Raw genomic sequence first — 12,706 nt, 5'->3', positions numbered from 1 at the left:
TCCTCATTGCAAACGGTATTCACTTCACTCAGGGCTGTTTCGCAACCATTGGCGGCCAACCCCCGCCGGTGGCGCGAAACCACCCGCCCACGGCACCCCTGGACGGTCCTTCCGCACGTTTCCGCAGCTCATGTTCAGGACGCGTTGTCCACCGCCGCAACACACGGCGCCGTCACACGAGTTGTCCGGTTCCTTCACCTCACCCTCCCGGAGCCACCGCGAAACCAATAGCGGGCCCGATTTCCGCCGGACCGCGCCTGCACAGCGCCCGGTACGCACCCGGTGGCATCCCGTGGCGCTCCCGGAAAATGCGGTTGAAGTGGAAGGGGCTGGCGAAGCCGGAGGCGACGGCGACGCGTTCCACCGGCAGGTCGGTGGCCTCCAGCAACCGGGCCGCATGCCGCAGCCGGGCCTCGCGCAGCGCCCGCATCGGCGAGCGTCCGACCTGCTCGGTGTACAGATGCGCGAACCGTGAGGGTGAGAGCGCGACCCCCTCGGCGAGCGACCGGACGGTGTGCGGGGCTGCGGGATCGGCGGCGATCAGAGCTTGCGCCCGGCTCACCCGAGCGTCGATTCCCGGCCGTTCTGGCAGAGGGCTGGCGGCTGCCGAGGCGAGCAGAACGATTTCCTCCAGGGAACAGAGGGCAAGCTCTCGTGCGGCGATGCCGTGTGCGACGGCTACCGGGCCACTGAGCACGGGCGGCGAAGCACTACCGGGCGGCGCGACGTTCGCGGGCCAGCGGGCGTCGGACAGCATTCGGGCGAACGCCGTCGCCATGCGGTCGTGCAGGGCGACGGGGACAGGGGCGACGACGTACATGCCGTCGCCGACGGCGTACGGCATCAGCCAGGCCGTCCAGGAGGGGCGGGCCTGACAGTGCGCCCACCAGAACCGCCAGTGCGGGGCGCCCGGCTGGACCAGGTAGCGGTGGGGCACCCCGGGCCCGAGGACGACCAGGTCCCCGGCGCCGGCCGGCGTCCCGGCCTCGCCCTGGGTCAGCAGACCGTGGCCGCCCGTCGTCCAGGTGAACAGCCAACTGTCCGCGCCCTGAGGCCGGTTGACGGCGTAACCGGGTCCCTCGTCGTAGCGTCCGACGGTCACCAGACCGGGCGGTGGGGCGGGGACAGCGGTCTCGGGCAATCCGTCAGCGTTCACGGGCATCCTCCCCAGGGTCCGGCGGCCCTACTCTGGCGGCCGATGACAGTGGACCGTAGGAGTGGACGATGACAGTCACAGGCATCGGGGCAGCCGACGCCCCCATCCTGCCGGAGGTGGAGCGCCTACGGTTCGAGGAGGACGGATTCACCGTCGTACGGGGCCTGTTCGGGTACGACGAGATCGCGGCGTTCCGCGCCGAGTTCACGGCGCTGCACGCGGCCGGTCCGGTGCCGGGGCACTTCGAGCCGCGCCCGTCCGCGCAGGACGGGCGTCCGGCCGATCCGTTGGACGCGTATCCGCGGGTGATGCAGCCGCACGAGTTCCACGAGCCGTCGCTCAGCCGGCTGCTCGACCCCCGGCTGCGCGCCGTCCTTGAGGTGCTGCTCGGCGAGGAGGTGCTGGCCGCGCAGAGCATGTTCTACTTCAAACCGCCGGGTGCCCGGGGGCAGGCGCTGCACCAGGACAACTTCTATCTGCGGGTCGAACCGGGCACATGTGTGGCCGCGTGGGTCGCCTGCGAGGCGATCGACCGGGACAACGGCGGTCTGGAGGTCGTGCCGGGCACGCACCGCATGGACCTGTTCTGTCCGGAGCAGGCGGACGCCGGCCTGTCCTTCGCGCGGGAGTACGTACCCCCACCGCCGGGCCTGACGACGGTGCCCGTCGACATGGACCCGGGGGACGTTCTGTTCTTCAACGGCAGCCTGGTGCACGGCTCTCAGCCCAACCGCAGCGCCGACCGGTTCCGCCGCTCGTTCATCGGGCACTACGTGGGCCGTTCGGCCGAGCGCATCGGCCACTTCTACCGCACGATCTCGATGAACGGTGACCGGGTCCGGCTGAGCGAGAGCGAGGGCGCGGGGCCGTGCGGCACGGAGTTCGGGGCGATGTCCGCACCGCACTGACGGCGGCACCCGGCACGAGGGAGAAGGAGCGTGCTGATCGGGTGCGGGGTGTACGGCTGGCCCCGGTTCGTCGATCTCCTTGTCGGTCGGATCCAGGTCGGGCGTGCCTTCCCCCACTCGGCGGGACGATCGTGCGAGGCGCGCCCCGAGCATCGTCGGGAAACCCGGCCGCGGGCTTCTGTCACGTGACCGGGGCTGCCGCGAACGCCCGCGCACCGGCACCCATTTGACTGCGCGCGTCGCGGGCGCTTTGATCCTGATCGTGCCGAGCCGCGTGCCCGGTGCACAGAGGTACGCACAGCCGGTAGTGGTCGTACCCGCGATCGATGGAGCGGACATGCCCGTCGAGGGTGTATTGCGCGTCGGAGGTCCGAATACGGCGGTGGCCGTGCTGACGACCGTCTGCGCGACGCTGTGGGGACTGACGGCCTGCGGTACCTCGCCGGGGGCGAACAACGGGGCCGAGCCCGGCCCGACGCCCTCGCCCACCGCTGCGGCCGAGGTCGGACTGCCGCCGCTGCACGCCGGTTTCGACTACCAGATCGGCGGCTCCTACCGTCCCCCGGCGGGCGTGCGCATCGTCAGCCGCGACCGTACGGCGGCTCCAGCACCCGGCCTCTACAACATCTGCTACGTCAACGCCTTCCAGGTGCAGCCCGGCGAGGAGAAGTCGTGGCCCGCCGATCTGCTGCTGCGGGACACGAACGGCGAGGTCGTCGTCGACGGCGACTGGGACGAGGCACTGTTCGACATCGGTACGGCGGCCAAGCGGAAGCGGATCGCGGCGCGGGTGAACGAGTGGATCGACGGCTGCGCCGACAAGGGCTTCGACGCGGTCGAGCCCGACAACTACGACAGCTACACCCGTTCCGACGACCTCCTCACCGCCGACGACGCCACCGGCTTCATCACCCTGCTCTCCCGCCACGCGCACGCCCGCGGGCTGGCCATCGGCCAGAAGAACACCGTGGAGCTGGCCGGGCTCAGGAAGAAGACCGGACTGGACTTCGCGGTCGCGGAGGAGTGCGGCGAGTACGACGAGTGCGGGGAGTACGCGGAGGCGTTCGACGACCGGGTCGTCGTGATCGAGTACACCGACACCGGGCTGCGCAAGGCCCGTGCGCGTTTCGGCGACCGGCTGAGCATCGTCCGCAGGGATGTCGATGTGTCGACACCTGGCAGCGCCGGGTACATCCGCCGGACCCGCTGAGACAGAACTGGGACATCGGCCCGTCACAGGGCTGGGGGCCCCGTCTGAACGAGGGGCGACGACGTAGAAAAAGCGTTTCGGAGCCGGTGCCGTCGTCTCGGTCATCCGGAAACCCAAAATGAGTTGCCGGCCTGCGGTCTCCGCCCGCAGGATCACGCCATGTCCACGATCGAAGCCCTCCTGCCACTGCCCGCCAACGCCGCTCGTCCGGTGCGGGACCAGCAGCAGCCCGGCCGTCACCGGAGGCACGTGCTTCCCCGGTCATGACGGCCGCGCTGGTCGCGGGGCTTGTGGCGGGCTACGGCATCGCCATCCCCGTAGGGGCCGTCACGACCTATCTCGTCTCCCTCACCGCACGTACGTCCCTCAGGACCGGTGTCTGCGCGGCGCTCGGTGTCGCCACCGCCGACGGGATCTACGCCCTGCTGGCCGCGCTCGGCGGCACCGCGCCGGCCGGCGCCCTCCAGCCGGTGCTGGTACCGCTGCGCTGGGCCTCCGCCCTGGTGCTGGCCGCCCTCGCGGTCCGGGGCGGAGCCGGCGCCCTGCGGCAGTACCGCGACGGTGCGCTGTCCATCCGCGCCGGCACCACGCCGCCGAGCCCCCTCCGGGCGTTTCTCATGCTGGTCGGCATCACGCTGCTCAACCCCACCACCGTGATCTACTTCGCCGCGCTGGTGCTCGGCAGCCGGGCCTCGGACGCCGTATCAGTTTATGAACAAGGGGTGTTCGTACTCGCGGCCTTCGTCGCCTCGGCCAGCTGGCAGGTGCTGATCGCCTCCGGCGGCGCACTGCTCGGCCGGGCACTGACGGGCCGACGCGGGCGGCTGGTGACGGCGTTGGTGTCCAGTGCGGTGATCATGGCACTGGCGGTGCGGATGGTGGTGTCGCCGACATGATGCGCGCGTGGGCGTGGCCGACATCGAGCCGTCGGCCCGGGGCCGACCGTGCCCCGGATGAATCCGCCCCGCCCCGGTGTTGACCCTCGTGCACGACAGTCACAGGCAACCAGACGATGGGACGAAGTCCATGCCTCTTGAGGGCGAGTACGAACCCAGTCCGACACAGTGGGTGCGTGAGCAGGTGGAGTTGTACGAGAGCTCCGGCGGCACCCAGGGAACGACCTTGCTCGACACAGGCATGCCGGTCATCCTGCTCACCACCCGGGGTGCCCGCAGCGGCAAGATCCGCAGGACGCCGCTGATGCGGGTGGAGCACAACGGCGTGTACGCGGCGGTCGCCTCGCTGGGCGGGGCCCCCAAGCACCCGGTCTGGTACTTCAACGTCCTCGCCGATCCGCACGTCGACCTCCAGGACGGGCCGGTGCGCCAGGACATGGTCGCCCGTGAGGTGACCGGTGAGGAGAAGTCCGTGTGGTGGGAGCGGGCGGTCGCCGCGTTCCCCCAGTACGCCGAGTACCAGAAGAAGACCGACCGCGAGATACCCGTGTTCGTCCTCGAAACGGCCGACGGGAGCTGATCCAGGCCGCCGGGCCAGAAGAAATCGCGGTGCCCGGAGGAATGAACCTCCCGCCTCCGGGCACCTGAGGCTCAGGCCCCGCCGCGCTCCCCCGTCGCGGCGGGGCTTTCCGCTGCCTCCTTCGCGTCCCCGTCGGTCACGCCGAGGAAGATCTCGCCGGCCTCGGGGACCGCACGGGCGACCGGGCGTTTGAAGTCCCACCGAGCACGGCGGTGCCGTCCTCGGCGGTCACCGTACGCGGGGCGGGGTCCCGAAGAGCTCCCGCATCGCCCGCTGCACTCTTTCCGCGCTCCGTGTTCGCCTGGTGCGCTGCCCGCAGCAGAGAGCCTCCCTCCGCGGGCAGCGCGACCCCGAGCACGGCCAGGCCCGCCACATAGCCGCCGAAGGACTCCTTGGTGTCGCTCCTCAACGCCTCCACGCCCTGGAAGAACGAGAAGCAGCCGCCCATGACGAAGATGCCGACCGCTGCGAGCAGCGACCGGAAGAACCGTTCCTTGCCGTGGCCGAAGGGGTGCCGTCGGTCGGCGGGGCGGCGGCCGCGGCGCAGGGCGGCGGGCAGGAAGGCCTCGTTGAGGCTGTCGGCCACGGAGTGCGCCGCCTCGGAAAGGAGAGCGGGCGACCCGCTGAAGAGTCCGCCGACGGCCTTGGCTGCGGCGATCAGCAGATTGGCGCCCAGCGCCACCAGCACGGTCACGCGCGTCCTGCGGTCCGCGGGGCGGCGCACCGCCCGGTTCCCTCCTGTCCGGTGCCGCCGTCAACGCTGTTCGGGTGCCGTCGGCGTGACCCGGCGGAGGGTGAACGAGTGGCCGGCCGGGTCGGCGTACCCGCGCTCCTCGTACGGTGTACCGGCGTCCTTCGTCTCCAGCGCGCGTCCGCCGAGCCCGACCACCCTGCGTTCCGCCTCGTCGAGATCGCTCACGCGGAAGTCGAGGTGGACCTGGAAGGAGTTCTCGGCGCGCGGCCAGCTCGGCGGAGTCATGTTCGAGTCGAGGCGGAACTCCATCCGGGTTCCCCCGGCGCCCCTGATCTCGATGCGGTTGACGGTCGTCTCCGTCTCCTCGGCCTCCAGCAACTCCATGTAGAAGGCGGCGAGCTTCTCGGGCTCGGCGCAGTCCAGCACCACTACACCTGCTGTGACCAAGGTCATGCTTCCTCCGTACGGGGTCCGGGGCGGCCTGTCTCGCCGCCGCCCTTTCCGTTGCGGGTACCCCGCACGCCGGATTCACACGGGCCGTGCGTCATCCGGCGCGGTGAGCTGCGCGAGACGGGTGGCCGCCGCCGTCGGGAAGAGGTCGAGTGCGGTCCGGGTAGGAGCTGCGGCGCATGGCCGTCACCAGGCGGCGGGCGGTCGCATGGTGAACGACGCGGTCTCGCGCGGCCATTCGGCGCCGGGCGCTCGGGGCACGGGTGCCGGCGTCCTCGGCGAAGAGGCCGGTGATGGGGGCGACGAGTCCCGGTATGTGGCCGGGCGGAAGGGGACGGTGATCGTGGGGGCGGGCGGCGCGTGGTCGGGCATGCTGCGGGCGATCGGCACATTCTGACAACGCGGTCGACTTGCTGGACAGTCGTCCATGTACGCTGGCCATCTGTCCATGATGGACACCTGTCCAAGAAGAAGCCCTCAGGGGCCTGACACAGGAGTTAACCGAGCATGGAGACGGTCGCGAATGTGCTGGTCGGTCTGGTGGCCGCACTGCACGCGTACATCCTGGTGATGGAGATGTTCCTGTGGCAGCGCGAGCAGGGGCGCAGGTTCCACGGGTTCGACCCGGAGATGGCACGCGCGACCGCCGCGATGGCCGCCAACCAGGGGCTCTACAACGGGTTTCTCGCGGCGGGCCTGGTCTGGGGGCTGATCGCCGCCGATCCGACCGGGTTCCGGGTGCAGGTCTTCTTCCTCTCCTGCGTGATCGTGGCAGGCGTCTACGGGGCGGCGACCGCCAACCGGCGCATCCTGTTCGCCCAGGCGCTGCCCGGCGCCATCGCCCTGGCCGCCGTCCTCGTCGCGCGGTGACGCGCGGCGCGCCCGAGGACCCGCGGGCCGCCCGCACCCGGGCGAAGCTCCGCGAGGCCCTCCTCTCGGAGTGCGCAGAGCACCCGCTGGCGGAGGTCAGCGTCGCCACGCTGGTGCGCAGGGCGGAGGTGGGGCGGGCCACCTTCTACGTCCACTACCCCGACCTGGAGGCGCTGGCCGTCGACGCCTGTGCCGATGTCGTACGGGAAGCCGTGGACGCCCTGCACGCCTGGCGCGGCCGGCCCGACCCGGTGATCGCCCCGGCCGCGCTTCTGGAGTTCTTCGCGGCCCTCACCCCGCACACCGCGCTGTACCGGGCCCTGCTGAGCCCGGGCGGCGGGGGTCCACTGGGCCAGGTTCTGCACCGGGACCTGCGCGCACGGAGCCTCGCGGAGCGCGAACTAGCGGGCGCGGCGGACGCTCCCCTGGTCGCGTCGGCCGTGGCCGCCACCTTCGCCGGGGTCCTGGCGGACTGGCTCCACGGGCGAATCGAGGCCACGTCGGACGACATCGCCCACCAGGTGTGGCAGCTGCTGGTGGCGCTGCACCGGAGCCGCTGAGGGTGGCGCCGCCGGCCGGACGGGGTGGGTACGGGGCCGCCCGGGTGGGCCGGCGGCTCTCGGGACGACGTCCCGGCACTGAAGGCTCGGAGGCGGCGGTTCACCGGCCGCCGGGGACACACCAGGCGCCGGCCCCACGGGCGGTCCGGTGACCCAGCGGTCCCCGAAAGAAGCGGGGTGTTCCGGACACAGGCCGGGCTCGCCCCAGGACCCCCCCGGGCGGGCATGCACCCGAAGGGACAACGGTCCCTGCACTCATGCCCCGGCGGCCCGGCCACTCGGCGGCCCGGCAGCCCGGCAGCTCAGCGGCCCGGCCACTCGGTGGACAGGGGCCGTCGGGCAAGACGCGCTCGACGGCCCCGCCGGAAGACACGAACTGCGGTCAGCCGAAGGTCAGTACCGGCTTGATCGTCTTGCCCGCGCCCATGTCACGTACCGCCTGGTCGATGTCCGCGAACGGGTAGGTACTGATCAGGCGGTCCAGCGGGAGCCGGCCGGTTTTCACCAGGTCCACCAGGGCCGGGATGAACGTCTGCGTCTCGGCGTCGCCAAGGGTGAGGCCCACGACGCGCTTGCCGGGGAGCATCCCGTTGACGTCCAGGGCGACTTCGGTGCCGAAGGGCGGGGCGCCGACCACGACGAGCGTGCCCCGCTGGGCGAGCGCGTCGACGCCCTGGCGCAGGACGGCGACGTTGCCCGTGGTCTCGACGACGCCATCGGCACCCTGTCCGTCGGTGATCTTCGCAACGGCCTCACCGAGATCGGCCTCGCCCGCGTTGATCGTGTGGGTGGCGCCCAACTCCTTGGCCAGGCTGAGGCGTTCACCGACCCGGTCCACGGCGATGATCCTGGTCGCCGGGGTAAGAGCGGCGGCCATGACCGCGGAGAGGCCCACCGCTCCGGCACCGAGGACCAGCACTGTGCTGCCCATGCCCGGCTTGAGTACGTTCCAGACGGCGCCGACGCCCGTCTGGACGCCGCAGCCCAGCGGGGCGATCGACTCCAGCGGCACGTCCGGGTCGACCTTGACCAGGCTCCGCTGGTCGACCAACGCGCGCTCGGCGAACGAGGACTGGCCGAAGAAGTGGCCGCCCAGCTCCGTGCCGTCACGGCTGATCGTGGCGGTGCCGTCGGCCCGGCGGCCTCCGAGGAGGTTCAGCGGCAGCCAGGCCACGCAGTACGCGGGGTGTCCGTCACGGCAGTTGCGGCAGCCGCCGCAGGAGGTGAAGGACAGGACGACATGGTCGCCGGGCTCGATACCGGTGACGGCTGAGCCGACCGCCTCGACGATGCCCGCACCCTCGTGCCCCAGAACTCCGGGGAGAGGGAAGGGCAGTGCGCCGCTCGCCACACCGAGGTCCGTGTGACACAGACCTGTCGCGACCAGTCGTACGAGCGCCTCGGTGGGCGCGGGCTCGGCCAGTTCGACGTCGGACAGGGTGAAGGGTGCACCGCCGGACTCGACGACCGCGGCGCGGGTGGTGATGGACATCGTGAACTCCCTTACGGACTGAACGAGTTGGCGACTCTGCAAGTTGGTGAGCGCACTCAGTCCAGCGAGACGACCACGGACTTGACCTTCGTGTACGAGGCGAGCGCTTCGGGGCCGTACTCGCGGCCGAAGCCGGAGTCCTTGACGCCGCCGAAGGGGATCGCGGGATCGAGCATCGCCCAGTCGTTGATCCAGACGATGCCGGCCTGGAGCCGGTTCGCGACCCGGTGGGCGCGGGCCAGGTTGGTGGTCTGGACGCCCGAAGCCAGGCCGTACGGCGTGGAGTTGGCGAGCTGGACCGCCTCGTCCTCGGAGTCGAAGGGCTGCACGGTGAGGACCGGGCCGAAGATTTCCTCCTGGACGACCCGGGAGTCGTTCGCCAGGTCCGCGATCACCGTCGGCTTGTAGTAGTAGCCGCCGTCCAGGTCGAGCCGCTCACCGCCGCAGACGATCCGCGCGCCCTCCTTGCGGGCCAGCGCCACATACTCCTCGACCTTGCGCAGGTGCTTCTCCCCCGCCATCGGCCCGACCACGGTCTCGGGCTGCCGCGGGTCGCCGACCGGCACCCCGGGCACCGCGTCGGCGAGAATGCCGATCAGGGTCTCGTACACCGGGCGCGCGACCAGCAGGCGCGGGCCGCCCATGCAGAACTGACCGGTGTTGAAGACAAAGCCCTTGATGACCGCGCCGACCGCCTTCTCGACGTCGGCGTCCTCGAAGACGATGTGTGCCGCGTTGCCGCCCAGCTCCATGGTGACCGGCTTGAGCGCCTCGCCCGCGGCGCTCGCCACATGGCGGCCGATGGCGGTGGAGCCGGTGAAGGCGATCTTGTCGACGCCACCGTGCCGCAGCAGTGCCTCGCCCGCCACCGGGCCGGTGCCGGTGACGACGTTGACGACGCCGTCCGGGACACCCGCCTCCTGGAGCAGTCTGGCCATGTAGAGGGCGCTGAGCGGGGTCTCGTCGGCGGGCTTGTGCACCACCGTGTTGCCTGCGGCCAGCGCCGGGCCCAGCTTCGAGCCGGCCAGGATCAGCGGGAAGTTGAAGGGCGTGATCGCGGCGACGACACCGACGGCCTCGCGCCTGGTGTAGGCGAGGGCGTTGTGCCCCGTCTCGCGGGTCGCGCCGTCCAGGGAGTAGGCGAGGGCGGCGAAGTACTCGTAGTCGTTGGCCGCGTTCGTCACGTCGACCGCGTGGCACAGGCTGATCGGCTTGCCCACGTCGAGACTCTCCAGCTGCGCGATCTCATCCGCGTTCTCCCGGATCAGCTGGGCGACCCGGTTCAGGATCCGGCCGCGCTCGCGTCCGGTCGTCGTGGCCCACGGGCCGTTCTCGAATGCCTCCCGCGCGGCGCGTACGGCCGCGTCCACGTCGGCCGCCGACGCCTCCGCGACGGTCGTGACGACCGTGCCCCGGGACGGGTCGACCACCTCGGTACGTGCTCCGTCCGCCGCCTCACGCCACTGTCCTCCGACGAACAGTCGCCCGGGTTCGATCTCGAAGGTGGTCATCGCCACTCCTCAGCCTCATCGCCAAGATTTCAATCAACAGGATTCCTGTTGGTCCGCAGTCTGATTACAGACAGGTTTCCTGTCAATGCTCTAATCTGAATCCATGGTCAGCACCAAGGCACCCCCCTCACTGCTCTACATGGTCAAGCAGGTGGAGCTCGCTGTCCGCTCCCATCTGGACGAGCTGGTCAGACCGGCTGGAATCACCGCACTCCAGTACACCTCGCTCACCGTCCTGGAGCGACACGACGGCCTCTCTGCGGCCCAGCTGGCCCGCGACTCGTTCGTCACCGCGCAGTCCATCGCCGATCTCGTCCGGTCCCTGGAGAACCGCGGGCTCGTACGCCGGGAACGCAATCCGCGCAATCGCAGGGAGCTGCTGATCCTGCTCACCGGCGCCGGCCGCGAGCTGCTGGACCGCTTCACCGAGCCGGTGCGGGACCTGGAGGAGCGGATGATCCGCGAGCTCACGTCACATCAGGCGGACCAGTTCCGTCAGGCGCTGTCCAAGGCCTGGCAAGCGCTGTCGTAGTCCCACACGCGAATCGCGGGAATCCGCGCACGAGCCACGCACTGATTTCGAAGACATATGTCAATCGAACATGCTCAAATTCACTCCAACGAGGGTAACTTGCAGGGCGGGGAACTCAGTTGTGCCCATCCGCGAGCCCCGCCACCCACAGCAGCCGGTTGGAGGCGATGTCGTAGTGCAGCAGGATCCTCCACCGCCCACCCGGCATCTGCGTGTGCGCCAGGACCGCGGCCACACGGTGCTCGAGTTCCACGGCGAGATCGACATCGCCGCGGCCGTCGAGATCATCCCGCACCTGGACGAGGCGACCGGGCATCCCGACGCCCGGATCGTGATCGACCTGACACGTGTCGAGTTCTTCGACTGCTCGGGGCTGCGCCTGCTGTACCGGGCCCGGCACCGGGTGCTCGCGCACGACGGCCGCATCCACCTGGTCTGCACGCACCCGCTGACGCTGCGCGTCCTCAAGGTCACCGGCCTGGCCGGGGTGCTGCCGCCGGCCGCGTCGCTGGACGCGGCCCTGGGGCTGCCCGAGGCCACGTCCGGCACGTCATGACCGCCGGCCGAGCGCATCCGTCTATTCGGTTCCGGGTGCGTCGAACAGGGCACTCACGGACTCGCCGTTGTGAATGCGGCGCATGGCCTCGGCGAGCGCCGGGGCGATGGACAGCACCTTCAGTTTCTCGGTGCGCTCCTCGTCCGGGATCGGCACGGTGTTGGTGCACACGATCTCCAGCACGTCGGGCTGCTCGCTCAGCCGCTTGAGCGCGCCCGCCGCGAACAGCCCGTGGGTGCAGGCGACCCGGACGGAACGCGGCCCCAACTCCCGCAGCCGCTCAAGGAGTTCGAGAACCGTGCTGCCCTTGGCGATCTCGTCGTCCAGCACGATGACATCCCGTCCGGCGACCTTGCCGATCACTGAGCTGATGCGCACCCGGTCGTCCGCGAACCGCTGCTTGGCCCCGGCGGCCACCTCCGCGCCGATCAGCCGGGCGAAGTGAGCGGCCTCCTTGGCGTTGCCGAGGTCGGGCGACACGACCGTCGTCCGGGACAGGTCGTACTGGCGGAAGTGCACCGCGAGTTCGCGCAGGGCGTGCAGATGGTCGACCGGGACCGAGAAGAAGCCGTGGACCTGCGGGGAGTGCAGGGTCATCGCGAGGACACGGCTCGCGCCGGCCGCGACCAGCAGGTCCGCGACCAGGCGCCCGCCGAGCGAGATACGGGGCATGTCCTTCTTGTCGGAGCGGGCGTACGCGTAGTGCGGCATGACGACCGAGATCCGCCCGGCCGACGCCCCGCGCGCCGCGTCGCACATCATCAGCAGCTCGACGAGGTGTTCCTGGACGGGCGTGACCAGGGGCTGGACGAGGAAGACGTCCCGCTCCCGGCAGTTTCCCTGGAGCTGGACCTCCAGGCAGTCGTTGGCGAACCGGCTGACCTGGGCGGGCAGCAGGGGCACGCCCAGGTGCTCGCAGACCTCGGCGGCCAGTTCGGGGTGGGCACTACCGCTGAACACGGCGATGTCTCGCACGATCTGCTCCTAGCATGATCATTCCGGCTGGCCGATGACCATGCTACTGGCCGTTCCCGATCCGCCGTCTTCCGGAGAAATTCGGTGGCGGCCGTTCTCCTGGGCCGGGCCGGTCATGGCGGCGGCGCCACACCCGGCACCTCACCGGTGAACCGGCGGCCCGGCGGGTGCGCGAGGCCGAGCTGCGGCTGCCCGGGCCGACGCACGGCGAAGGGGCGTGGTGGTCGCGCGCGTCGGACGACCGTGCGCTCCGGCAGGCCCCCTCAATTGTCCCGATCCGACAACAGAACGGTCTGGCAGGGCATTTGGCGGGCAT

General features: G+C 70.8%; 15 protein-coding genes and 1 pseudogene. 9 read left to right on the top strand and 7 right to left on the bottom strand.

Going from position 1 to position 12,706, the window contains the following annotated elements:
- Positions 1-199 precede the first annotated feature (199 nt).
- A complete protein-coding gene (locus RB628_RS06375) occupies positions 200-1,162 on the bottom strand; it encodes a helix-turn-helix domain-containing protein (RefSeq protein ID WP_318319296.1) in 963 nt (320 codons plus the stop codon).
- A 62-nt stretch (positions 1,163-1,224) separates the two neighbouring features.
- On the opposite strand from RB628_RS06375, the gene RB628_RS06370 reads away from it, so the two are divergent.
- From RB628_RS06370 to RB628_RS06355, 4 genes are all read left to right on the top strand, one after another.
- Complete coding sequence (locus tag RB628_RS06370) at positions 1,225-2,064, top strand: phytanoyl-CoA dioxygenase family protein (RefSeq protein ID WP_318319295.1); 840 nt, start codon at positions 1,225-1,227, stop codon at positions 2,062-2,064.
- A gap of 337 nt (positions 2,065-2,401) precedes the next feature.
- On the top strand, positions 2,402-3,274 hold the full coding sequence (locus RB628_RS06365) for an endo alpha-1,4 polygalactosaminidase (protein WP_318319294.1): 873 nt from the start codon (positions 2,402-2,404) through the stop codon (positions 3,272-3,274).
- A 263-nt stretch (positions 3,275-3,537) separates the two neighbouring features.
- Complete coding sequence (locus RB628_RS06360; RefSeq protein ID WP_318319293.1) at positions 3,538-4,170, top strand: LysE family transporter; 633 nt, start codon at positions 3,538-3,540, stop codon at positions 4,168-4,170.
- 130 nt (positions 4,171-4,300) lie between these two features.
- Positions 4,301-4,750, top strand: a complete 450-nt coding sequence (locus RB628_RS06355) for a nitroreductase family deazaflavin-dependent oxidoreductase (protein ID WP_318319292.1) — start codon at positions 4,301-4,303, stop codon at positions 4,748-4,750.
- 193 nt (positions 4,751-4,943) lie between these two features.
- On the opposite strand, the pseudogene RB628_RS06350 reads toward RB628_RS06355, so the two are convergent.
- Positions 4,944-5,474, bottom strand: a pseudogene (locus RB628_RS06350) (cation diffusion facilitator family transporter); the annotation flags it as partial.
- 30 nt (positions 5,475-5,504) lie between these two features.
- Positions 5,505-5,897, bottom strand: coding sequence for a VOC family protein (locus RB628_RS06345; protein WP_318319291.1), 393 nt, complete (start codon positions 5,895-5,897; stop codon positions 5,505-5,507).
- A gap of 205 nt (positions 5,898-6,102) precedes the next feature.
- On the opposite strand from RB628_RS06345, the gene RB628_RS06340 reads away from it, so the two are divergent.
- The 3 genes from RB628_RS06340 to RB628_RS06330 all read left to right on the top strand — a co-directional run bounded on the left by RB628_RS06340 (position 6,103) and on the right by RB628_RS06330 (position 7,324).
- Complete coding sequence (locus RB628_RS06340) at positions 6,103-6,291, top strand: hypothetical protein (RefSeq protein WP_318319290.1); 189 nt, start codon at positions 6,103-6,105, stop codon at positions 6,289-6,291.
- 110 nt (positions 6,292-6,401) lie between these two features.
- Positions 6,402-6,764, top strand: coding sequence for a DUF1304 domain-containing protein (locus tag RB628_RS06335; protein ID WP_318319289.1), 363 nt, complete (start codon positions 6,402-6,404; stop codon positions 6,762-6,764).
- Positions 6,761-7,324: a TetR/AcrR family transcriptional regulator gene (locus RB628_RS06330; RefSeq protein ID WP_318319288.1), complete on the top strand. Its 564-nt coding sequence runs from the start codon at positions 6,761-6,763 to the stop codon at positions 7,322-7,324. The genes RB628_RS06335 and RB628_RS06330 overlap by 4 nt, the downstream gene beginning before the upstream one ends.
- Before the next feature lie 382 nt (positions 7,325-7,706).
- On the opposite strand, the gene RB628_RS06325 is transcribed toward RB628_RS06330, so the two are convergent.
- Positions 7,707-8,816 (bottom strand): NAD(P)-dependent alcohol dehydrogenase, encoded by a 1,110-nt coding sequence (locus tag RB628_RS06325; RefSeq protein ID WP_318319287.1) that lies wholly within the window; start codon positions 8,814-8,816, stop codon positions 7,707-7,709.
- 56 nt (positions 8,817-8,872) lie between these two features.
- The gene (locus tag RB628_RS06320) at positions 8,873-10,327 is read right to left on the bottom strand and encodes an aldehyde dehydrogenase family protein (protein WP_318319286.1); all 1,455 of its coding nucleotides are present in this window, start codon (positions 10,325-10,327) and stop codon (positions 8,873-8,875) included.
- A 103-nt stretch (positions 10,328-10,430) separates the two neighbouring features.
- Between RB628_RS06320 and RB628_RS06315 the strand changes: the two genes are divergently transcribed.
- Positions 10,431-10,859 (top strand): MarR family winged helix-turn-helix transcriptional regulator, encoded by a 429-nt coding sequence (locus RB628_RS06315; RefSeq protein WP_318319285.1) that lies wholly within the window; start codon positions 10,431-10,433, stop codon positions 10,857-10,859.
- A 115-nt stretch (positions 10,860-10,974) separates the two neighbouring features.
- Here the strand turns inward: RB628_RS06315 and RB628_RS06310 are convergent, their stop codons facing one another.
- Positions 10,975-11,112, bottom strand: a complete 138-nt coding sequence (locus RB628_RS06310; protein WP_318319347.1) for a hypothetical protein — start codon at positions 11,110-11,112, stop codon at positions 10,975-10,977.
- Between RB628_RS06310 and RB628_RS06305 the strand changes: the two genes are divergently transcribed.
- Positions 11,068-11,415, top strand: coding sequence for an anti-sigma factor antagonist (locus tag RB628_RS06305; RefSeq protein WP_318319341.1), 348 nt, complete (start codon positions 11,068-11,070; stop codon positions 11,413-11,415). The two genes, RB628_RS06310 and RB628_RS06305, sit on opposite strands and share 45 nt — an antisense overlap.
- A 21-nt stretch (positions 11,416-11,436) precedes the next feature.
- Here the strand turns inward: RB628_RS06305 and RB628_RS06300 are convergent, their stop codons facing one another.
- Positions 11,437-12,390: a ribose-phosphate pyrophosphokinase gene (locus RB628_RS06300; RefSeq protein ID WP_318319284.1), complete on the bottom strand. Its 954-nt coding sequence runs from the start codon at positions 12,388-12,390 to the stop codon at positions 11,437-11,439.
- Positions 12,391-12,706 lie beyond the last annotated feature (316 nt).

It is taken from the genome of Streptomyces sp. ADMS (assembly GCF_033441795.1).
Taxonomy (GTDB): domain Bacteria; phylum Actinomycetota; class Actinomycetes; order Streptomycetales; family Streptomycetaceae; genus Streptomyces.
The sequence above is the reverse complement of the archived record's forward strand: the minus strand, read 5'-3'. Positions and strand labels throughout refer to the sequence as shown.

Bases quoted from the DNA above. Each gene is read 5' to 3' on its own strand.
- RB628_RS06360 (WP_318319293.1), top strand. From the start codon at position 3,538: ATGACGGCCGCGCTGGTCGCGGGGCTTGTGGCGGGCTACGGCATCGCC.
- RB628_RS06365 (WP_318319294.1), top strand. From the start codon at position 2,402: ATGCCCGTCGAGGGTGTATTGCGCGTCGGAGGTCCGAATACGGCGGTG.
- RB628_RS06375 (WP_318319296.1), bottom strand. From the start codon at position 1,162: ATGCCCGTGAACGCTGACGGATTGCCCGAGACCGCTGTCCCCGCCCCA.
- RB628_RS06340 (WP_318319290.1), top strand. From the start codon at position 6,103: ATGGTGAACGACGCGGTCTCGCGCGGCCATTCGGCGCCGGGCGCTCGG.
- RB628_RS06335 (WP_318319289.1), top strand. From the start codon at position 6,402: ATGGAGACGGTCGCGAATGTGCTGGTCGGTCTGGTGGCCGCACTGCAC.
- RB628_RS06315 (WP_318319285.1), top strand. From the start codon at position 10,431: ATGGTCAGCACCAAGGCACCCCCCTCACTGCTCTACATGGTCAAGCAG.
- RB628_RS06325 (WP_318319287.1), bottom strand. From the start codon at position 8,816: ATGTCCATCACCACCCGCGCCGCGGTCGTCGAGTCCGGCGGTGCACCC.
- RB628_RS06345 (WP_318319291.1), bottom strand. From the start codon at position 5,897: ATGACCTTGGTCACAGCAGGTGTAGTGGTGCTGGACTGCGCCGAGCCC.
- RB628_RS06320 (WP_318319286.1), bottom strand. From the start codon at position 10,327: ATGACCACCTTCGAGATCGAACCCGGGCGACTGTTCGTCGGAGGACAG.
- RB628_RS06370 (WP_318319295.1), top strand. From the start codon at position 1,225: ATGACAGTCACAGGCATCGGGGCAGCCGACGCCCCCATCCTGCCGGAG.
- RB628_RS06355 (WP_318319292.1), top strand. From the start codon at position 4,301: ATGCCTCTTGAGGGCGAGTACGAACCCAGTCCGACACAGTGGGTGCGT.